Origin of the sequence: Leptospira sp. GIMC2001 (assembly GCF_028462125.1) — a bacterium.
Lineage (GTDB): Bacteria > Spirochaetota > Leptospiria > Leptospirales > Leptospiraceae.
In genome coordinates this window covers 3,465,066-3,488,154 of the sequence record NZ_CP115468.1, presented here as the reverse complement: position 1 = coordinate 3,488,154, position 23,089 = coordinate 3,465,066, and the positions used below count along the sequence as shown (strand labels likewise).

Below are 23,089 nucleotides of genomic sequence, written 5' to 3'. Positions count from 1 at the left end.
TTTATAGAATTGTATGACGAGGCAGAGAATTACATACTATTTGTTGATGGCTACACTGACAATGATGCTCTTCACTGTTTGTCAACTGCCGGAGAATCAATCTCCATTGAATTATGTCTTATTAAGCCGGCTACTTCGACCTGAACCAATTCCAGACTATCGGCTTTCTCTATTTTATGATGGTCAGGAATATAGACCAGGCGAGAGAATCGAGCTTGGTTCGAGTCGAGCATTTACCAAGAAAACAATTGCCGTAATTGCAAGAAATACTGGAAAATTTGGTTTTGTTTTAAACCCGAACGGTCCGCCGTTGATCACTTCTTCAACATCAGGTCATCTTCAAATCGAAGCTGTTTCAGAACCACCAACTCCTTGGGAACCCGGTGAAGAAATTACCTTACAGATTCAAGTCGCGCCAGATGGAATTGCAGAAAATTTTTGGAAACTAACCATACAAGCAACGGAACCTTCAGCAATTGACTTTAGTTTTGATTTATCCATGCTTAGTTTAACTACAAAACCTCGGAAATTGTTTTTCAGTGCCGGAAGTCCTGTTTCAGGACTTTTTTCTATGGATTGGAATCCTACGACAAGAACATTGGAATCTGAGGTTCAACATATTTCAGGAAGTGCCTACTTAATTGCTCAGGCACAGAGAAATAAATTTATTTACTATAAAGACTCAGCAACGGGAAGTCTTATCGGCAGAACCCTGGACTCATCAGGAAACCTTCAAAATATTCTTAGTGTTGCAGTCCCATCAAATTTCGTACAATTTCAAGAAATAGAAACTAAAAACAGACTGCTTGCTTTAAGCACGAACAGTGATTTGGCAACTATGACTTTTGATCCTGATACCGGCGGTGTAAGCAGCATAGGTCCAACAATTGGAACTTCTTGTTATTCTTCTAATATCTTCGCTTCGCCTAAGGGTGATTTTGTGTTACAGCCTTTTCCAAGTACGGGCGTTGGTCGTGTTCAAGCGAGTCGTGTAGAATCAAATGGGTCTTTGACAAATCCTCAACCTTACTACCAGGATGCCAATCAATCGAATCGTTTGGATAGATGGTTCAAAACTTTCAATAACGACTTTCTGTATGCATTCACAGCAATAAATAATCCGACCCCCCCGGTCAATTTTAAAATTGATAGTGTTCTACGCAGAACTCTAAATTCGGATGGAAGTATTTCGAATGTTAATGCTGAATATACTCTAAATTCTTTTGGTGCTAGGTATATAAAATCTGTTCGCCATCCGAATGATAAATTCATTTATTTACTTGGGTATAGTCCTAACGGTTCTAATCCAGGTTTTATAAAAGTATTAAATCACAATATTGAGACCGGTGAAATAACTGTAGTTCAGGATGTTGAGAAAGGGTCTACTTTCAGTGCGAGCGAAGGTGCAGTAAGCCCAGACGGAACACTTCTGGCAACTATTTTTTGGATCAATAACAATGGAATTTGTCCTGCTACTTGTTTAAGAATGTTTGTCATTTATGAAATCAATCCTTCCAATGGCTCATTGACGGAAATATATTCGTTACAGCAAAGTAGAACTCTTATTGGACTTGAATGGCTTGGATCAAGCAATTGAGCTGAATTTTTATTTACTTTCGGGATAATAAATCAATGCCGATCATCTATTGCATGTCAAATGTCTGATTTTAAATTTTTATTTAAGTCTCCAATAATCCGTTCAATTTTATCTTGTTCGATTATTTCATTTTTCTTCATTTTATTCCTCTTTCAAAATATCGATGGTCTTCTCGACAATGACATCTTCTTCCATTTGGCAGTAGCTAGAGAATACAATAGCTTAGGAGTTGTGTCGCAAATTTCTTGGGCAAATGATTCTATATGGAAAAATGAATATGGTGATACTCATCTCATTTACCATCAGTTATTGCGGATGGTAGACTTTGTTGATGTGGATATTTGGATCTCTTTTTGGATAGCTTTGATACTTTTTACTTATTTAATCTGTTCCAAATTAAAATCGAATCTCGAAGTAGTTTATTTTTCTCTAATATTCTTATTTTCTTCTGTTCCCTTTATTGGTCGACTGATGTTTGGAAAGGGTTTGCTTATATTTCTAGTTATTTTCTTTTTATTTATACATAGATGGAAGAAAAAAGATGGGAAATGGGTTTTTTTATTATCATTCTTGGCGATTTGGACTTACCCACTTGCTCCACTCCTTCTCGTCTTTGCAATGATGGTTTGGATATGTGAAAGATATTTTTTCCCTCGATTTATAACAGAAATGGAATCGCCAGATTTGGGTTGGTCGAAGAAGGGAATAGTTCTCACTCTATCTGGTTTGCTTTTCGGTATTCTTATACATCCCTCCTTTCCAAATCAATTTCTTGCATTCTATCTAGAATGGTGGGCTCAGATAATAAAACCATCAGACATAGAACCCATTGCCGAATGGAATCCACCAGGATTCTTACTATTTCTAAAAACATATTATATTTTAATAATATTATTCTTTCTTACTCGATTCAAAGAGAATATCGCCTTGGGATTGATTGCTATAATAGGAATTTTCGTTTCCTGTTTTAATACAAAAACCTTAGAATGGACGGTCCCCATTCTACTAATTTACTTGAGCACATCGATTGAACTTAGAAAGTTAATCAAAAATAAAATATTTCTAGCGATTAGCTTTTTTGTTTTAGTAATTCAATTGTTGTATTTGGGTTCTGATCTCAGTACTCATTCAAAATTTGTTTCTGCTGATCAAGCTCGCAATATTGCAAAATCATCTTGCATCAATTCTCAGATTCCTAATAAATCTAAAATTTTCATTCGCTGGGACGATTTTCCAGTTTTTTCGTATGAATGCCCAGAACATATTTATCCATTCGGAATGAATCCAATTTATTCATATTACCACAATCGACAAAGGTATTTAATGATTAGGCGGTTTTGGGAAGATAAAACAATAGATCCTTCAGCGATTCCGATTTATTTGGGTTATGATTATCTTGTAATAAATTCAAAGCGTGATGGAGAATTTTTAAGTCAAAATATTTCACAAAGTGGAAAATGGAATTTGCTTATAGAATTCGAGAATTATTTTTTATTTGAAAAAGTAAAGATCGAAGGTAGATAGAAATATTTTGAATAACTAAACCAATCCATAATATAGTTATAAGAATCATAACCATAATCTTGATTCTACCAACCGTTTTTGGAAGGTTGATAACTGAATTCTTCAGCCCTGTACTATTATATAGGATTTGATTGAAATTTGTTCTATACATTTCAACCTTTTCTCCAGAGATATGTATGTCAGAAAAATAAGATTTACTGTGCAATGAAAGCGCTTCAATGTTCGAAGATTCGGAATTGGTCAAGGGAAGTCTTTTTGGATCATAGTCCTTAGGAAGAATAGTTTCAATTACGGAATAATTGGTTGGATCATAGACATAGATCTTGTTTACAAATTTGAATTTGTCTGAAAATTTTTGTGCTTTCCAATTAGGATTCATATCAATATAAATTGGATCTGGATTTTTGATAGACATTAGATATGAAGTTATAAAAAATTCTTTGGGAGAGACAGGCTTTGTTTTCTTAAGGTAGACGTTCTTGGATACCAATCCAATTATTATGGGATTAGAATTTAGATCAACGATGGATTGATTATGACGATAGGCATTTAAATCTTTTGTATCTGTGATTAAATTGTGTATTGGATAAACAAAAATATTAGAGTCTAAAGGAATTGGATCTCCTAAAAATTTAAAGTTCTCATTGAAACTTTCTGTTTTTGCAATTAAATAATCAATTTTTCTAGATTTTAAAAATTGAATCGAAATTTCATTTTTTGCTTGGGGTAGAGAATAAAGTTTTATAGGATCAGAAAATGCCCAAATGAAATCATTTCGGTTTTGGATTGGAAGGTAGAGTCTATGAACATAGCCCGTCCAGCTTGACTCTAACATCAAACCATTGTCTGATGATATTTTATTTTTATATAGCCATGCTAGTGAATGATGGGGTGATAGATTCCAATAATCTGATGCTGTCGTTTCTATAAAAACTTTTGAATTTGATTTTTCATTTCTAAGGAAATTTTCTATCGATTTTTCTTTTGATAACAAATTATTATTTTTATAATCGAATGTAAAATTCGCTGACATAAAGTAAAGAATTGAGATTGCAAAAATTAAATAATGAATGGCTTTATCTTTACAATAATTGGCAAAACCAATAGATCCGAGCAGAAAGAACAATCCCAACATAACATCCCAGGCTCGATAGAAATGAACCTTGGACTCAGGAAACATACGAGTCATAGATATATCCTGAATCATAAATAGGAATAGAAACCAGCTAAAAACTAAGAACCAAATAGTACTTCTAGCTTTTTTTGTATGACGAATTGAAATGACGATTCCAATTAAGAAAAAAATTGGAAGAAGGCTCAAAGGATCTAATAGTATTTTTTGGTTGAGTGAGGTATTTTTTAATCCACCAATGATTGTCTCGATAAAGGGATAGTAGGCAAATTGATTCTCACCTGAACTGTCATTGCTTTGGAATAGAATCCCATAGAATGACGGAATCGCAATTAGAATAGGTAATGTTGTTGATAGAATAAGATTTTTATTTTTAAAAATATTGAATACAGTAAAATTGAATATATAATAGAAGAATATTATAATATAACAAAACAAGAATCCTAAATAGTGGGTATAGGCGAGCAAACTCAATGTAAGGAATAGAAATAGATAGTTTCTTCTGATCATGCTGCCTAAGGCGAAATATATTAATCCTGAACCTAAGATCGAAGGATAATTTCCGCCCCAGAAACCAACGATTGATACTCCAAGTTGAGGAAGACCAGCAAACCCTAAATAAAACAATAAACTAGTCATTGCAAGAGTTGAATTTAAATAAAATCTAATGAAGTAATAATATCCGAAAGTAAATATTATGAAGCAAATTATAATCGCGATTGATAGAGAATTATCAAGACTTATACCAATCCAGACTGGAATTGATCCGAGAAATGCAAAGAAGATAGGATAGAACCGAAATGCAGGGAATCCTCCAAACCAATCATCAACATATCCTTCAGCCAAGAAGTCTCTACCCAGTTCAGAGAAAATGCCAACTAGGACAAGATGTCCGGAACCATCCCAAGTTTTTCCTGGATCAATCGACCAGAGCGGATAAAGTTTTGCACAGATTATCAGTCCGATAAGAGCATAAATCAATATTGATATACTGTAGTTGTAATTACTTAACCGATTGCTTAAGCCTGAAACCCAATAATGAATCTTACCTTTCACCATTTATCCTAACCATCTATTTGCCATTTTTTTATTTCAAATTACTTCAATCTATCAGGAAAATCATCGAATCAAATTGACTGTCACAGCTATCTTGATCATTCTGATTATGTGAGTAAGAATTTGGAACTTGAGAACCAGTTTCTCAGTTTAGCCAGCACCCTACATCGAATTTTAAATTGCAATTGGTTGCAACTTTTAATACCAAACTCAATTACAGAAAAGTCCTTATATTCAGCTAATGATAACTCTAAAGAAGAAATTCCCCAAGGAATCCGGAATTCAATTCAAGAAATTATTTCCAATTCGGGTAATGGCTTTTTTAGAATTGACTCCATTTCATTAGAAATCAGCCAGCAGTTTGACAAAACTCATCCAAGCATAGAGAATCAGAAAATTGTATATGGATTTAAGTTTGGGTCAGAACTACTGAAATCACCGGGACTCATTCTTTTAGATTTTACGAACCAATCTATGGAAAAATCTTTATTGATCTCAGACATAGATTTTATCCAGGACAAAATGGTATTTATAAAAGACCAAGTCCTCTTGTTGCTTTCAAATTTTGTACTTCAAATTCAAAATAGTGAGAAAGATTTTAAAATTCTTAATCAATATATCGAATCAGATGATCTATACAATAATTCTCCTATTGGTTATATAACTGTAAATTCGATCGGTGATATTTTGAAGGCGAACATAACATTTCTTGATTGGATCAAGTTGCCGAAGAAAAAAATCGTCGGACACAATTTGATCGATAATTTCATTCTTCCTGAATATAGAGAAGCAATGCGCGATCTTATCTTGAATGTAATTCAAGGAATCAATGTCAATGAGTTAGAAGTTGAAATTAAAAGTTCCAAATCAAACAAACTATTTTGTCTTGTATCAGGTAGAAATTACTTTGATAAGGAAAAATTTGCTCGACTTTCATTCTTCGATATGACAGAGAAAGCAATTATTAAGAAGATGTTGGATGAAGAAATGGAGAAAGTGATTCACAATAATTCCATTTTGAATCGAGACTTGGAGATGGCGGCTAAGATCCAAACCCGACTTCTTCCATCCAATAACTTATTTCCTTTTGTGGAATATATTTATAAACCATTGGATCAATTGGGTGGAGATTTTTGCGACTTGTTTCGTGTTGGTGAATCAATCGGAATTTTTATTAGTGATGTTGCGGGTCACGGAGTTCCATCTGCTTTTGTTACAGCAATTTTAAAGAGCAGTATAGAAAAATCCTCTGATGAACTAAAAAATGATCCAGCTAAATTTCTAGCTTATCTAAATGAGTCGATAATTGATTTTTGTGATGGACGGTTTGTAACAGCAATCTATTGCCTCTATAATGAGAATACAAAGATGATTAAGTTTTCATGTGCTGGTCATCCAAGTCCTTATTATTTGCGTGATAATTCTGTTTCCAGTCTCAGCCTTAGTTTATCTGGTAGGCCTTTGGGAATTTTTCCAATGATTGAGAGCCATCCTAAATATAAAATGTATCAAAATGAAGAATTGCAGCTTATTTCTGGTGATAGATTGATTTTTTATACGGATGGGCTTTTGGAAGCTGGAATAGTTGATTCCAATCAGGAAGTATTTTTTGAAGATTTATTATTAGATAAATTGATTCTACATTCTAAACTTCCACTTCGCCAATATCTTAATAAAATAATATACGAATTAGATATGTTTCTTGGAGATCACCCTTTGGAGGATGATATATGTATGATAGGGTTAGATATCAGTTGAATTATTTTATTTCATTATAATTGAAATGCGTAATTTTACTATAAACACTTCATTGAATTTTTGAGATAGATTTATCTGACTGCATGGAGAAAACATGAGCATAAGAAAATTGTTTCTAGCTATTTTTATAATCAATGTAATACTTATATTAAGTCTTTTGATTTCGATAATCTATTTGTTGAATGAACAGAAAAGTTTAACAAAAAGTCGGCAGTATAGATTTGAAGCCGTTAAATTAGCAGAAGAGCTACGCCAGAGCTCAGATGATTTGACTCGATTTGCAAGAACTTACGTAGTCACGGGTGATACATTTTTTAAAGATTCTTATTGGGAAATAGTTGGCATTCGAGATGGATTGATAGAAATTCCAATTGGCTACGATGGTGTGTTCTGGGATCTAATTGTCTCATCTAAAGATAAACCAGAATCATCTGGAGTAAAAAAATCTCTGCTTAGCCGAATGGAATATTTGGGATTTGAAGATTACGAAATGTGGGAACTGGCAACTGCCAAAGCAAATTCCGACGGATTGATTAGTACAGAAGAAATTGCAATGAATGCAGTTGAGGGTAGATTCAAAGATTCTGAAGGTGGATTTACCATTCGCAGAAAGCCTAATCCAGATTATGCGAGAAAAATTCTCTATGACAAAAAATATCATAGTGATAAGAAATCTATCATGGCACCAATTGGAAGATTTATTCGCTCAGTTGAGAAACGCAGTTTAAGAGAAATAAGTGCTTTAGAGTCAAGTATTCAGAACATTTTGTACTTTATTTCAGGTCTTTTAGTACTAATGATTATTTCATTCATAATTTCCATTTATTCGATTCAGAAAAAAGTGAATGAGCCAATTAAAATTTTACAAGATTACGCCATCAAAATAGGCAATCAAGAATGGAATTCTTCCATCAATCTTAAATCTAAGGACGAAATGGGGACTCTCGCAAGAGCCTTCACGGAAACAAAGATAAAAATTCTAAAGCTTGTTCGAGAATTGAATCATAACTATACAGAATTAGATTCCAAAAAGATGGAACTTGAGAATACTTTAGAAGAATTGAAATCGACCCAAGCTCAGCTCATTCAGTCCGAGAAAATGTCGACACTTGGTCAACTAGTAGCTGGTATAGCCCACGAAATCAATACTCCATTAGGCGCAATTCGTGGTTCAGCTGAGAATTTAAAACATGAGTCAGAAGCATTGCTTCTGGATGCAGCGGACTATTGGAACGGACTTGACGCAACAAGTAGATTTCAATTTCAAAAATTGATTCAATTGTCTGAGAAAAATAAAATATTAAATTCGCGTGATAAAAGAAAATATCGAGCTTCAATAGAGAATAAACTGCGCGATTTAGGATGTGAAAAGTCAGAATATCTCGCAGACCTTTATACTGATATGGGCGTCCCAGACGAAGAAACTCAGGATGTGTGGGATCAATTCTTATTAAATAATTATCCGGAGAAATCCATTCCAATTATTTACAAATTAACGCGACAGAGAAAGAATACAGAAAATATCTTGCTATCTGTAAATAGAGCTTCCAAAATCGTTTTTGCTTTGAAGAAGTATTCTCATTCAGATGTGCTTGAGGATAAAGTAAAATTTGAACTTACCGATTCGATTGATACAGTTCTAACAATTTATCATAATATTTTAAAATATGGAATTGATGTTAAGAGACATTTGCACGATCAGATTTCTATTCTTGGGTTCCCCGATGAATTGGGACAAGTTTGGACTAACCTTATCTACAACGCAATTCAAGCTATGGATTCAAAAGGAACACTGACTATAACCACAAAGCTTGAGTCCAATCTTAACGGCGATTTTGTAATTGTGGCAATCCGTGACACTGGCAAAGGCATTCCAGAAGAGAATCGAAAAAAAATATTTGATCCTTTCTTTACAACGAAAGGTCGAGGTGAAGGAACTGGATTAGGATTGGATATAGTAAAAAGAATCATTGACAAACATGATGGAAAAATTGACTTTGAAAGTATTGTAGGAGAAGGCACGACATTTTTTGTGACGTTGCCAGTTACCAAATGAAGAAGCCAATTTTTTTATGTGTTGATGATGAAGAAAGTATCTTAGACACTCTCAAAGAACAATTGAGAGCTGGTTTTGGTGAAGAGTTTACTTATGAAACTGCAGAATCTGCTGACGAAGCTCAAGAAATTATTGCCGAAATAGAAAATCCCAATGAGAGAGTGGTATTGATTGTAAGTGATTGGTTGATGCCTGGTATGAAAGGTGATGAATTCCTTGTAAATATACAAAAAGATTACCCCAATATCAAGAAAGTACTTTTGACAGGGCAAGCTGATCCTGCATCCATTGAGCGAGCTAAAACTGAGGGACAGATTCAAGCAGTCATGGCAAAACCTTGGACCAAGGACGGACTCATAAGCTCAATAAAAGAAATCCTTGCTGGTGCCGCTTAATTTTTTTCTTCACTGATTACTGATTTAAACTATTTAGTTTTACGCGTAGTCACACCGTCCCAGTGTCATTTGCCGGAGGGTTTGACAAATATTCATTACACCTTTCGATCAGTAACTCTGCAGATATGTCTTCACATCCTTTCGCCGAAATGGACAAAATTTCAATTTTCAAAACTTTTGATTTCCTATTTTTATAAAAAAGATATGTTTCCCGTACAGAATTGTATCGATTACATAATTCAAAAATTCAGTTATAGATTGCGATAATTGCTTAATGGGAGAGGTTGGGGATTGAGCGAATGAGAACAACACACTAGCCATGGGCTTAAGCCCACGGCTAAATTGTTAATAATCTATCCTTTCAGAGCTTGTTCCAGCAAATCCTTCGCGATAACTCGCAAAGCCATTACTTCTTCAGCACCTTCAAAAATTGAGAAAACTCGTGCATCAACAAAGTATCGAGATACAGCATATTCTTCAGCATATCCCATTCCACCATGAATCTGCATTGCTTCTCTTGTAACCCATTCAGCAATTTTGGATGCGTAAAACTTGATAAGAGTCGCTTCCATTTGACCTTTGTGATCATCGAGAAGTTTCGCAACATAGTTTGTGTATTGACGAGAAGCTTGAATGATCATAGCCATTTTTGCTATCTTATACTTTGTTAGGTTATAGTCATAGATAGGCTTGGAGAAAACTTTTCTTTCTTGAGCATATCGGTAAGCTGCTTCCATCGCTGCTTGCATAACGCCATTCGCACGTGCAGCAGTTTGAATTCTTCCGCCAGCAAAACCTTCCATTTGATAATAGAAACCTTTTCCTCGGCCTTCATCGCCACCCAAAAGATTTTCCTTCGGAACGAAGAAATCTTCAAATGATACTTCGAAAGAGTGCATACCACGATAACCAATTGTTCCGATAGCTTTTCCTTGAATGGTTCCGCCACCATCTTGTTTGAAGGAAAATTCATGACCATCAAAACTAGGTTTCTCAGCAAGTAGAATGGATAGACCTCTATGTTTTAGAGAAGGGTCTGCTTCAGTTCTGCAAAGTATAAGAAGAAGATTTGCATAACCAGCAAATGTACACCATGTCTTTACGCCGTTGATAACAAATCCGCCATCAACTTCCTTCGCAGTAACAGCAACGCCAGCAACATCTGAACCAAAATTCGGTTCAGTTACCATAATTCCACCCATTAACTCGCCTGATGCGATTCGAGGAAGAAAACGATCTTTTTGTTCTTGAGTTCCACCTTTTAACAGTGCTTTAGAAAGAATCTCAGGGCGAGTGATAAGAGATCCTGCTGCTCCTAATGAACCTCGAGACAATTCTTCTGTAACAACTAACATAGATATGTTGTCTGGTTTATCGTTGGGTTGGATCCCACCGAACGATTCTGGTATACAAAGACCAAAACAACCCATATCGCGAAGACCTTGGATAATTTCTTCTGGGATTCGATCATCATGACGATGAACATGCTCTGCATGAGGTGCGACTTGATTTTTTGCAAAATCTTCAAACGCTTCACGGAAAGATTCATGATCTTCCGACAAACCATAGACGCCGAAATGTCCTTTTTCTTGGATTTTATCAGTAATTTCTGAGTAGTTATCGATAGCGATAGCCGACTCAATAAAACCGTTCACTTTGTCCGAGAAAAGATGATTCTCTAGCTCTTCCATTGTGAGTTGGTATTCTTTTGGTCTCTGACTGATTTCGGATCTTATATGAGCAACAGTTTCCGCTGCGAAAACGACAGCCATTTTCTGTTCAAGATCACTTGTTCCGAGTGCATTGTCCCATGCATATTTGACAAAATGTTGAGCAATTTCTTGTTCCGCTTTCATCCAAGCGAGTTGGTAGAAAACGAGTTGATTTTGATCCATTTTCGCAACAGAAACTTTGCCATTGTCAGAGTTTTTATCTGCAAGACGTTTTGTTATTTCTGAAATGAGTTTGGAGGAGGCAGAAAGGACTTCTTCTGCGAGAGATTTATCGAGTCCGATGGTTGCTTGAGTCATGGCCTATCCTTGGATTCTAGTAGTTATTCCCATTTTCTGAAGGCAATTTCCCCTGTCATTTGAAAAATTGACTGATTGCCCAAGGTCAATTGTTGGTTCTTAGACTTAAAAATTGGATTATTCTGATGAAATTTCTGGATGGCAAATTCATCAGAAAAAAGCTAGATGGCGAGGGCAGATTGGCAGATCATAAGTCTAGGGCAGGCACTAAGAGTTTTACCGCAAAGATCACTAAGTTCACACAGAGACACGAAGAGCTGTATTAAGTTTGGAAGCTGGTTGTGCTGATTAGATATTGTTTTGGTAGGTTTAGGTAAAATTTTAGTATAGCGAAACCTTAGTGAGCCATTGCCGTCTCTCGCAGCACCCCAAGGACGGGGTGCGTCGGGATTTTGGATCAGGATGTCCAACTCCCGACGAGAGAAGGTAAGGCGAATATCTCTTAAAACTGTGCGGAGTGCCTACCTCCGCAGCGACTTTGGCACATCCAAACTTGCCAGTGGGCGCGAGGAAGGTAGGTACGAAGAATTTTACCACAAAGATCACTAAGTTCACAAAGAGACACGAAGAGCTGTATTAAGTTAGGAAGCTGGTTGTGCTGATTAGATATTGTTTTGGTAGGTTTTGGTAAAATTTTAGCATAGCGAAACCTTAGTGAGCCATTGCCGTCTCTCGCAGCACCTCAAGGACGGGGTGCTTCGGGATTTTGGATCAGGATGTCCAACTCCCGACGAAAGATGGTAAGGCGAATATCTCTTAAACCTGTACGAAGTGCCTACCTCCGCAGCGACTTTGGCGCATCCAAGCTTGCCACCGGGCGCGAGGAAGGCAGGCACGAAGAATTTTACCACAAAGATCACTAAGTTCACAAAGAGACACGAAGAGCTGTATTAAGTTAGGAAGCTGGTTGTGCTGATTAGATATTGTTTTGGTAGGTTTTGGTAAAATTTTAGCATAGCGAAACCTTAGTGAGCCATTGCCGTCTCTCGCAGCACCTCAAGGACGGGGTGCTTCGGGATTTTGGATCAGGATGTCCAACTCCCGACGAAAGATGGTAAGGCGAATATCTCTTAAACCTGTACGAAGTGCCTACCTCCGCAGCGACTTTGGCGCATCCAAGCTTGCCACCGGGCGCGAGGAAGGCAGGCACGAAGAATTTTACCACAAAGATCACTAAGTTCACACAGAGACACGAAGAGCTGTATTAAGTTTGGAAGCTGGTTGTGTAGATTTGGGTTTTGTTCAAGTTAAGGCTATTTATTTATCTTCTCGTCTTCCTCTGTGTCTTTGTGTGAGCAGTATTTCTTTCTGACGGAAAGTGTTGTCGTTAAAAAATAAGAAGATGCTAATCCGATAACAATGAAATCGTTCCCGTCAGTATTGCTATTGGGTAAATTAAAATTTTTCCCCAGCCAAATCTTTATTTGCCATTGCGCCCGCTAAATTACCCATCGCTACTGCATTGGACACAGATCGCATCATGGTCGTGTTATCACCGCAAGCATAGACACCATCAATACTAGTTTTGGAAAATGCATCGATCTTCAAATAACCCATTTCGCCAAGTTCACATCCTAAGCTTTCTGGGATATTGGTTTTGTGTTCAAAATCTGGTCTAAAATACAAAGCATCGATTGGAATTTTAGAATTGTCAGCAAGTTCAATCAATTGAAGCATACCATCATGGTATTTTAATTCTTTTATTTCACTTTCAAATATTTCTATATTGCGATTCGATAATTTAGATTTTTCTTCAGCAGAGAATAAACTCTCGCCATTTGTAAAAATTCTCAGGTCTTTTGTCAAATTGTATATCATCTTCGTGAATTCAAAAGTGATTCCACCATTTCCAAGAATTCCCGTGGATTGATTTTTAAATTCATAACCGTGACAATAAGGGCAATGGATAATAGACTTGCCCCAGCAATCTGCAAAACCTTGAAGGTCTGGAAGAATATCTTTTACACCTGTGGCAAAAATTAATTTAGAAGCTTGGAAGATTTTGCCAGATTTAGTTTTGATTTCGAATCCTTCTGATTTTTGATCCGAAATTTTTTTCCCACTCACAGCTAAATCCAATTCCATTCGAACCGTATTATATCTTGATAGATCATTCTTTGCTAGTCGCAGAATTTCTCCAGGGCTCTGACCATCATGGGTCAAAAAGTTATGGGAATGAGCAGTAAATCGATTGCAAGGCTCTCCGCCATCCAATATCAGAACTTTGCGTACGGATCGTCCCAATGCCAATCCCGCTGAGAGTCCCGCAAAACTTCCACCTATTATAATAACGTCGTAAGAATCTGATTGGGTCATTTATTAATTTCCTTTTGCTCCAGGTTTTCATGAATGCAACCGAGTTGCAATTAAAAAAAGGAGATTTCAATGAATTTTTCGAAAATAAAGGAGCGGATGACATTGTTCGACGATCGAACAGGTTTGGAATTACTAAATTGGAGTCAGATACTTAGGATTAAATGAAATACTTTTACAACTCGGACATCTTTTGGAAAAAATGCTTATTGGGAACTTCGCCCATTCCGCCTACGCTAAATTCAGGTTCAATCGCCAAAACAAAATACATTTCAATATCACCCTTATTCTTTGCTTTGACAAGTCCCCGGTATTCACATGTAAAAAAATCTTTAACGAGTCTGAAAGTCTCTCCTGAAATATTCACTTTTCCTACAGCTCCAGAAGATTCCAATCGAGATGCAGTGTTAACAGTATCACCCCATATATCGTAAGCAAATTTTTTCTTTCCTGCAACTCCCGCGACAAGCGGCCCTGTGTGAATACCTAGCCTCAGTTCCCAGTAGTCTTCACCTAATGATCGTTTAATGTCTCGAGTTTGTTCCATGAACTTTTGGATTTCTAGGGCTGCAAGAACTGCTTCTACAGGGTTCGAACGATTCGCGATTGGAAGTCCACCTGCGCACATATATGAATCACCGATCGTTTTTATTTTTTCTAGATTGTATCTTCCTATTACTTCATCAAAATACGTGAAGCAACGATCTAGTTCATTGATCAGTTCTTCGGGCTCTAATTTCTCAGCAACATTTGTGAAACCTTTTAGATCTGTAAATAAAACACTAACTTGCTCGTATCGTTTTGGCGGAGAAAATCCTTTTGATTTTAGTTCATCCGCAACTTGAATCGGTAAAATATTTAGAAGCAATTCGTCTGATTTTTTCTTAGCTTCATCTAAATCTCGAGTTCTTTCGATCACTCTGGATTCAAGCAAATCTCTCTCATTTTGAAGTTCTTCATATGCTTTCGCATTTGCTAAAGAGATGCCTGCGAGTGACGCAAAAGCGCCTAACAACTGTTCGTCACCATTTGAGAATTCACTTCCATCTAATTTATTCAGAACCTGAATTGCACCAATGATTTCTGCTTGAGGATTGTAGACTGGGCAGCAGAGAATTGTTTTGGTTTTGTAGCCTGTTTTCTGATCACTAGCTGGATTGAAACGGGGATCATTGTATGCGTCCGGAATGTTAACAACTTCTCCAGTTTCTGCAACAAAACCTGAGATTCCCTCACCCAAACGAATTCGAATTTCTTGGGATCCTTGTGCAACGCGAGACCAGAGTTCTTGAGTGTCATTGTCCAATAAAAACAGAGTGGATCGATCAGCCTCCATGACATTTGTCACGGCAACTAGAATTTTTTCTAGGAGAAGGTCTAAGTTTCGTTCTGCCATTATGGATCGTGAAGAATCCACAAGCATTCCTAGATTTTTAGCTTGGCGAGAAAGAGAATCCAATGTGCTGAATAGAACCGCTTTGGTGCCATCATCTCGCACAATAATTTCTTTATAAATATCGGTTTTTCTTCTACCGTAAGAACTCACTTCACTCATCAAATATATTATCGTCTTTCCAATTTACTAATTTCAGTTTATTTGGAACGAAATTTCTGAATTCAAGAAATTGTTTCTAAACTACATAATTTTTTTCTAGCCATTCGGAGAATTCTTTTTGTTTTGAGGAAATTTCTGCCTCAGCTTTTATAATGTCATTTGCAAAAAATAGATCATAGTTTTTAGAATATGTAAAAAAGTAACTATTCATGTTAAGTTCTATAAATTCATTTAAAATTCTATCAACAGAGATCAGAATCGAATCTCTTTGTGTCATTTTTAGTGTCCAAAATAGCTGGCTCAAAATATCGCCTTGGTAACTCTCTGTAAACTTAGGATCAAATCCTGCGTCCAAATACAATGCCGATGATTGCTTTTCTAATAGTTGGCTTCGCATTCTTAATAGTCGCAATAAAATTTCGGTTGGATTTACAAAAAAACCTACAGCCCCATCAGCATAATTTTTTGTTAATCCAAAAATCACTGGAACGGAAATAGATTTATGAAGCGCATCTACCAAATTAAAATTATTTTTTTGATATAACAGTGATTCATAATTTCCTGTTTTATAATCTCTATATTGAAGACATAAAATATGTTCTGAATTAGGTAAAATACAATCGAATTCTTGATGTATAAACTTTTTCAAAAAAGTCATATTTAAAATTGAATAAAATGGAATTAAATTGAAGAGGATCGGAGTCTTAAGTTTCTCTAATATATTAGAAACGATTTTTAATTCTCGATACTTTAAAAGTAGTGATAGTATTAGTCCGCCTGAAGAAACTCCAACTAAAACGTTAAAGCAATCCAATAATTTTTTACCAAGATGATCTTCTAGTTGGGTAAGCATTTTTAGTTGAGCAAGAATCTTACCTCCTCCTGCACCAACAACCAAAATTCTGCATTGATCTTGTTCAACTATAACATCTCTATCTAATGATATGGGGATTTTCTGATTCAATATCTTATCTAGATTCATTTTACTGGATTTATCCAGACCCAAGATTGATACTCCGATTTCATTATCTAATTGATTAATTACACTTCCAATCAAAGTTAATACCATTCCAAATTCGGAATGAACTATGATGTCAAGTATGAGACCATTCATAGATTTAAATTTATCAAGTTTTATGCGAATACCGCCATCACTTAAAGATACTACTTCGCCGCTTATATGCTTTTTTTGAGCAATTATCTTGCATTTATAATTGACTTTGATTCTGCTATTATCTTTTCTCAAAAGAGTTTCCCGAAATGAAAATTATCGAAACTGGAATGATGCATAGAAGCCAAAATAATGGAATAATTTTAAATGAGAAAGCTATATCGGAATTCGAATAAATCAATCCTCCAACAACCAGTGGTCCAAATCCTTTTCCTATCGATTCAAGAAAATTTTCTATAGAGAATATTTTTTGAACGTCTTCTTTACTCGAATTCAGGAAGAGTAGTCCTTTAATATACGTACCTGGAACTGAAAGAATTAAACCCAATAAAAATAATAATATAATTAAAGTTAGTTCTGAAAAAATAAAATAGAATGCAATAAAATATTCGAAGTAGAAAACACTCAAAAGTAAAAAAAGTATAATTCCCCAAAGCATTGACTTTCTTTTTGCGTTTTTAAATCTGTCGGCAATATAGCCAGCAATCAATGAACCAACCAGCATACCAATAGAGAATATCGTCATATATAAAACAACTAATGAACTCGATGATTTTCTTACTTCATATGAAAAAGGATAAATAAAAACTGTAATTGCTCCCCAGGGGATTGATCCTGGTAGATATTGAATCAATAATAAAAACGTATCCCGATTAATGGAAAAGTTCTCTAAATTTCTTTTTAAAGAGTTTTTCAGATCAATCCTGTAAACTTTATCGATTGAATGAGAAATAAAATAATTTCCAAAAAATAATACTAGTATTACTAGAAAAGCGGAATTCCAAGGAAAAAGCATATCTATGAGAACCGCTGATATGAATTGACCAATTAAAATTCCAAACCCTAACATAATATTTAGAAAAACAACCGATTGCACGGCGATGGATTCATCAGTATTCTCTTTTAGAAATCTAAAAATTGTGGGAATTATAACTCCAATTATAGATCCAATAAAAAAATTTGATATAAAAAAAATATAAATATTGATGTTTAGAAAGATTAGAAAGTTCAATAGTATTAGAAGTAAATTGCATATACGAACAGAAACCTTTCCGGAATAAAAGGAAAATAAGAAAGAGCTTACAGCCATAGAACCGAACAATAGCAGATTATTTAATCCACCAAAAATTAATAGTCCACTATTTAATTCAATATTATAAGCTAATGACACTTCTTTTATTAGTGGCGTTAGAACAGACAAGTTAATTGAAAAAATCAATGCCTGGAAAAGTATTTTGAAAGTATTTATTGAATACATTTTAAGGTAATTGGCTATAAGGTGAATAACCCACCTAAAAAGTAAAGTTATATGTTATTTTCTTTATAGCGATTTGCAATAGTCGCAATTTCCACAAAATACTGAATCTTCACCAAAATAATTGTAAAGGAAATCCCTACGACATTTTTCAGATTTTGTATACATTAGCATTTCATAAAGTCTTTTGAGCGAATTCTTTTTTTTATCTTCGAGTTTAACTTGTGATGTCAATTCATGAGGAAGTTCACCAATAAGTTTTAAGTTATGGTTTTCAACATCTCCCGAAGTAACTCCAAACCGATCGAATAAATTCAGCACTGTCTGTAAGCGATGATCTCCTCGATTTCGATAAACTACTTTTGCTTGAATTTCTTTATAGTCCCAAGATGCGAGATTTTCCCCTGCATGTCGAAATGTATCGTACACTTTTTTGATGAAATAGGAATCAGGATTTTGCCACTCGATAAAATCCATGAGAACAGCAAGATCACTTTCAACATAAAAAAGATAACAATGTGAATCCAATCCATCTCGCCCAGCTCTACCAATTTCTTGATAATAGGATTCGATAGATATTGGCAATTCTGCATGAATGATTTTTCGAATATCCGGTTTGTCAACACCCATACCAAATGCATTTGTCGCTAGCAGGATTTCTGTTTTGTTTTCTAGGAAATTTTTCTGTATTCGATTCCGATCTTTTGCACCCAATCGTCCATGATAGATGGAATGTTCGATTCGATTCGTAGATAAATAGTCAGAAAATTTTTCTAATTTATCGATTAGATTGAAATAGATCAAAGTAGAAGGGTGAGTATTTTTAACCTGATTTTCTTGAGGATTCTGTGAATCCTCTAAGTCTTGATTTACACGAATCAAATCCAATATAGATTTCCATTTCATTGGTTCATCTACATTTTTCTCTACATGCAGGTAGAGATTGGGTCGAGCAATTCCAGAATGGAAAAGTTTGATATCTTGCGAATTAAAACCGAGCTGATGAATGATATCAGTTTGTACATGTTTCGTTGCTGTTGCTGTTAGTGCAATGGTCGTGGGTGTTCCTAAGATAGAACGAATCTCAGCAATTCGAGAATAGTCCGGTCTAAAATCATGACCCCATTGACTGATGCAATGAGCTTCATCGATTGCAAGTAAGGAAATTTTTTGACCTTTAATTACATCTAGGAAAAACTTACTTCTAAATCTTTCAGGTGTGATATAGAGTATTTTATATTTTCCTTTTGAGACTCCTTCAAGTCGATAAATTCTATCTTCTTTGTTTAATGATGAATTGATAAAGGTTACATCGGGAGTTATTTTTTTGAGTGCACTGACTTGATCATACATTAACGCAATCAATGGCGAGATCACAATAGTCATTCCATCTAGAATTAAAGCTGGAATCTGATAACAAAGAGATTTCCCCATACCAGTTGGCATGATTACAAAACAATGTTTATGGTCTAGAATACGTGTTATGATTTCTTCTTGGTTGGATCGAAATTCGGATATTTGGAATAAATTTTTGACGGATTCTAGCGATTGCAAATGATTTTGTCCAAAAATGGGAGCAATCTCAACACTGTAATAGTTGATTTTTTTGTCAATTCGCACTTGAAAGCCTTACGTAATTGAATATCTCAATACTATCACACAGAATATTGAATTGGAGCATATATGTTGATGGATTCGTGTTTAAATCAGAAAAAATATTATTGACTAAGTCTCTGCTATAGTGCTTAATTATAACTATACTTTGCAATTTAGCAAATAATTATAGTTAGGTGAGTAAATAAAGATGGATAAAATGATTATAGTCCTAGGTCGAGTTGTTTTTGCAGTATTGAATTTTATTATCTTATTTGCATTTATAGTTCCGTACATATTGACAGATTCGGAAGAAGGGCAAGGTATTGCTGCTCATTTCTGGCAGCATCCATTTACTTGGATATTGCTTATAATGTTTTTAATCACATTTCCTTTAAAATTCTATATAATACGTAGTATCAGAAAGAAAAATTTACAATTTAGATTTGAATTTGGCTCTCAATGTTTCTGGCTTCTTGTTCGAGGATTCATAACAGGCTTATGGATAACTTGGATTTTGAATGGTGCAATTTACAATAATGACATCCTGGGTGGTACAATATTTAGTGTTAGTTTCTTTGCTCTAATATTCTATTTTTACTGGTTGTATTCAGCTAAAAAAATGAGAACAGAAAATACGAAACGTTTTATGGAAGCTCTAATAAAGATTGTCGAAATTTTCCCAAAGCCAAGTCTAGAGGAAGATTCTCGGCTCAATTCTATGTTGACTAGTAGCGAACTTTATAATGATAAATTTGAACATTATAAAGAAGCAGTTGTCGGTTCACCTGGTCGGAGTTTTACTGTTCGAATAAAAAGGGAGGAGGTTAGTTCAGCAGATTATAAAAGTGGAACGATGGCTGAACCAGATAGGATCTACCAAAGATTTGATTTTATTGAATGGATTTTCTATTTCTGTGTTATAACGGATTCTTTTAGTTCAAGAAAACCAGGAATTTATTCTAAGTCCGAATTCATTACTTTATTCGATAAGAGTAGAGCTGAATTGTATAAAAAAGCTTTGTCAGATTTTAATGTTTCTGCAATTGAAATAACTGAGATTGGTTATATAATTTCAGTGTCGCCTTCGTTCGATATAGCATCTTTAGGAATCGCAGTTCCTTCGGAAAAAGCATTGATGGAATTATTTAGAGCTTTTGAGATGCGCTAGAACAATCATCTTTCTAATGTAAATTCAATAAAGAAATTGGCACCGTCGCTATTCTCATAACGAATGCTTCCATTGATTTGCTCAACTAGCATAGAAATGAGCTGAAGTCCAAAACCTTTTGCTTTATCCATAGAATTTTGTTCTGGAATTCCAACACCATTGTCTCGATATGTGATGAGGACTTTGTCGTTTGTCTGGCTAACTGAAAAATAAATTTTTGATTCTTGATTTGGTTTGAATCCATGCTTAATTGAGTTTGTAATTAACTCGTTGATAATGATTCCAATCGAAGAAAGCAGGCGTGCATTCAAGACGATTGATTTATCGATGTTGAGATCTAACTTAATAGAATTTGGAAAAATACTTAATATTTCTTGAAATAGGGAAGGAAAGTATTCATGAATGGAAACTGTATTATTTGAGTCCGACTCGTAGAGTTTATCATACAATACAATCATACTTTTGACTCTTCCGGCTGCATCATTGAGTAGTGATTTGACAGCCGGATCACTCTGAGAATCAGACTGTAGAGTAAGCAATGTAAAAATAACATTCATATTATTCTTAACGCGATGGTGAATTTCTTTTAGAAAATTGTCTTTCTCCGATAAAAGCTTTTTGATCTTATTCTCTGAGGTATTTCGAATCGTAACATCTCGAAGAATTACCGTGAATATCTTTTCACCATTCAAATTGATCTGAGATATCGAAGCTTCAATTGGAAATTGCTCCCCATTAGCACGCAGACCTTTGATCTGGCCAAGTTCACCCATTGCCCTTCGACTGGTTCCAGTCTTTGCAAAAGTATCTATATGGGTATCATGTTGGTTTCGAAAATCCATTGGAATGAGTAAGTCCAATTTTTTACCGAAAATATCTGCAGATTTATGACCAAACATACGTTCGGCTGCTTCATTGAATAGTATTATTTCTTTGTTTTTATCAATGCTGATGATTGCATCCATAGCTGATTCAATCGTTTCTATCAATCGCATTTCAGAATCTTTTAGAGCCTGAAGGTTATGCATTTTTTCTGTAACATCTCGATTAACGCTAATTATTCCAATGAAATTTCCATTTCGATCATTTTGTTTGATCGCGTTGGTTTCGATATTGATCAATGTTCCATCTTTTCGCTTTTGAATAATGTCTGCAGAGTATCTTCCGTCATTCATGAGATTTTCTATCACTTGATTCCGGTTTGTTCCAATATATTCCGATTCTAGAACGTCCGTGACAACTTTACCAATTACTTCTTCGGATTTCCATCCGTATATTTTTTCTGCTGCCTTGTTCCAAAATTTTATAACAAAATTTTTATCCTTTGCGATGATTGCATCTGCGACATTGTCCAACATCTCAGCTTGCTCTGCGATTTTTGATTGAACTAAATACTCTTGCGTAACATCACGAAATACCAATACAACGCCTTGCGTATTTCCTTTTAGATCTTTGATTGGCGAGCCAGAGTCCGCGATTTGAAAATTACTTCCATTCTTAGCAGTAAGGATTGTATGATTAGCAAGTCCTACGACTTGATCGGTCTCCAATACTTTATCAACAGGATTCAATATTGGACGTCCGGTTTCTGAATCCGTTATTATGAAAAATTCATTTAACTTTCTACCCTGAACTTCAGAAAATTTCCAACCAGTCAGTATTTCTGCAACCACATTCATATGCATAACTTTGCTTTCTTTGTCCGTAGCAATCACAGCATCCCCAATAGAACGCAAAACAATCTCTAGGTGTTCTTTTTTGCTTTTAGTAATTTCGTTTGCTTCAAAAAGCTTAAAAGCCATTTTGATTGATGCATCTAGCACCGTAATGCCGGAGTTTTTGACAACATAACCATAGGAAGTGATGGTTTCGGTTTTTTGGACTACTTCTTTTTCGGTATGAGAGGAGAGAAAAACGATGGGAATTAGATGATTTTTTAGAATTTCAACGGCAGTTTGCGTTCCATCTAATCCTTTACCCAAATCAATATCCATAAGAATTAGATCAAAATTCGGATCACCACTTGTAATAATTGATAAAGCTTTCTCTCCATTCAGGGCATGGTACACTTTGTACCCTTCCTTTTCCAATTGGCCTTTTTGCATCATTGCAAGAATGGCTTCATCTTCAACTAATAGAATGGTTTTTTCTTCTGATGAAATCATTGTCAATCAACCGTTTTACTTATACGGATAAGGAGTATAAATAGATATTTGAGGATATTATTTTAATTAAAAAAGTCAATTCAAAATTTAGAATAATTGTAATTTCGAAAGTCGCTGAAATGGAATAGGAATATCTTCAATTCCAGAAAAAACTCTCCGTCTTGTTTTGTAGTAAACTATGTCATTTTGAAGACCACCAATTCATCAATAATCCTAGATCATTCTAGAAATTGTTCTGTAAACAAAACTGATTCGAAAATGAATTCCTAACTTAGTAGTGACCATACTTTATCAAAAAAAAGGTTTTCAAATTTGCAT

14 protein-coding genes and 1 pseudogene are annotated in these 23,089 nt (G+C 35.1%); 7 read left to right on the top strand and 8 right to left on the bottom strand.

The features are described from left to right. Positions 1-106 precede the first annotated feature (106 nt). Together O4O04_RS17485 and O4O04_RS17480 are read left to right on the top strand one after the other, a co-directional pair. Positions 107-1,597, top strand: a complete 1,491-nt coding sequence (locus tag O4O04_RS17485; RefSeq protein WP_272533071.1) for a lactonase family protein — start codon at positions 107-109, stop codon at positions 1,595-1,597. Positions 1,598-1,792: 195 nt separating this feature from the next. Then, positions 1,793-3,121 carry a hypothetical protein gene (locus tag O4O04_RS17480; protein WP_272533069.1) on the top strand — a complete coding sequence of 443 codons (1,329 nt, stop codon included), beginning with the start codon at positions 1,793-1,795 and terminating at the stop codon, positions 3,119-3,121. Here the strand turns inward: O4O04_RS17480 and O4O04_RS17475 are convergent. Beyond that, positions 3,066-5,312, bottom strand: coding sequence for a hypothetical protein (locus O4O04_RS17475; RefSeq protein WP_272533068.1), 2,247 nt, complete (start codon positions 5,310-5,312; stop codon positions 3,066-3,068). The genes O4O04_RS17480 and O4O04_RS17475 overlap by 56 nt on opposite strands. A 186-nt stretch (positions 5,313-5,498) precedes the next feature. On the opposite strand from O4O04_RS17475, the gene O4O04_RS17470 reads away from it, so the two are divergent. The 3 genes from O4O04_RS17470 to O4O04_RS17460 all read left to right on the top strand — a co-directional run bounded on the left by O4O04_RS17470 (position 5,499) and on the right by O4O04_RS17460 (position 9,518). Continuing rightward, positions 5,499-7,067, top strand: a complete 1,569-nt coding sequence (locus tag O4O04_RS17470; RefSeq protein ID WP_272533067.1) for a SpoIIE family protein phosphatase — start codon at positions 5,499-5,501, stop codon at positions 7,065-7,067. A gap of 94 nt (positions 7,068-7,161) precedes the next feature. Next, positions 7,162-9,123: an ATP-binding protein gene (locus O4O04_RS17465; protein WP_272533066.1), complete on the top strand. Its 1,962-nt coding sequence runs from the start codon at positions 7,162-7,164 to the stop codon at positions 9,121-9,123. Continuing rightward, complete coding sequence (locus O4O04_RS17460; RefSeq protein WP_272533065.1) at positions 9,120-9,518, top strand: response regulator; 399 nt, start codon at positions 9,120-9,122, stop codon at positions 9,516-9,518. Before O4O04_RS17465 ends, O4O04_RS17460 begins: the two co-directional genes overlap by 4 nt. A 353-nt stretch (positions 9,519-9,871) precedes the next feature. Here O4O04_RS17460 and O4O04_RS17455 read toward each other — a convergent pair. Then, positions 9,872-11,479 (bottom strand): annotated as a pseudogene (locus O4O04_RS17455) (acyl-CoA dehydrogenase family protein); the annotation flags it as partial. A 194-nt stretch (positions 11,480-11,673) separates the two neighbouring features. Between O4O04_RS17455 and O4O04_RS17450 the strand changes: the two are divergent. Further along, entirely contained in the window at positions 11,674-11,814 is a 141-nt protein-coding gene (locus O4O04_RS17450; RefSeq protein WP_272533062.1) for a hypothetical protein, read from the top strand. A gap of 1,129 nt (positions 11,815-12,943) precedes the next feature. Here O4O04_RS17450 and O4O04_RS17445 read toward each other — a convergent pair. From O4O04_RS17445 to O4O04_RS17425, 5 genes are all read right to left on the bottom strand, one after another. Beyond that, positions 12,944-13,864, bottom strand: coding sequence for an NAD(P)/FAD-dependent oxidoreductase (locus tag O4O04_RS17445; RefSeq protein WP_272533061.1), 921 nt, complete (start codon positions 13,862-13,864; stop codon positions 12,944-12,946). Between the two features lie 172 nt (positions 13,865-14,036). Then, entirely contained in the window at positions 14,037-15,416 is a 1,380-nt protein-coding gene (locus tag O4O04_RS17440) for an adenylate/guanylate cyclase domain-containing protein (RefSeq protein ID WP_272533060.1), read from the bottom strand. 76 nt (positions 15,417-15,492) lie between these two features. Further along, positions 15,493-16,662: a PilZ domain-containing protein gene (locus tag O4O04_RS17435; RefSeq protein ID WP_272533059.1), complete on the bottom strand. Its 1,170-nt coding sequence runs from the start codon at positions 16,660-16,662 to the stop codon at positions 15,493-15,495. Next, positions 16,649-17,845, bottom strand: a complete 1,197-nt coding sequence (locus tag O4O04_RS17430; RefSeq protein WP_272533058.1) for an MFS transporter — start codon at positions 17,843-17,845, stop codon at positions 16,649-16,651. The genes O4O04_RS17435 and O4O04_RS17430 overlap by 14 nt, the downstream gene beginning before the upstream one ends. 63 nt (positions 17,846-17,908) lie before the next feature. Further along, complete coding sequence (locus tag O4O04_RS17425) at positions 17,909-19,396, bottom strand: RecQ family ATP-dependent DNA helicase (RefSeq protein WP_272536142.1); 1,488 nt, start codon at positions 19,394-19,396, stop codon at positions 17,909-17,911. Between the two features lie 250 nt (positions 19,397-19,646). Here O4O04_RS17425 and O4O04_RS17420 point away from each other — a divergent pair, with 250 nt between their 5' ends. Next, positions 19,647-20,606: a hypothetical protein gene (locus O4O04_RS17420; RefSeq protein WP_272533057.1), complete on the top strand. Its 960-nt coding sequence runs from the start codon at positions 19,647-19,649 to the stop codon at positions 20,604-20,606. Positions 20,607-20,611: 5 nt separating this feature from the next. Here the strand turns inward: O4O04_RS17420 and O4O04_RS17415 are convergent, their stop codons facing one another. Then, complete coding sequence (locus O4O04_RS17415; RefSeq protein ID WP_336297486.1) at positions 20,612-22,771, bottom strand: PAS domain S-box protein; 2,160 nt, start codon at positions 22,769-22,771, stop codon at positions 20,612-20,614. Positions 22,772-23,089: the final 318 nt, after the last annotated feature.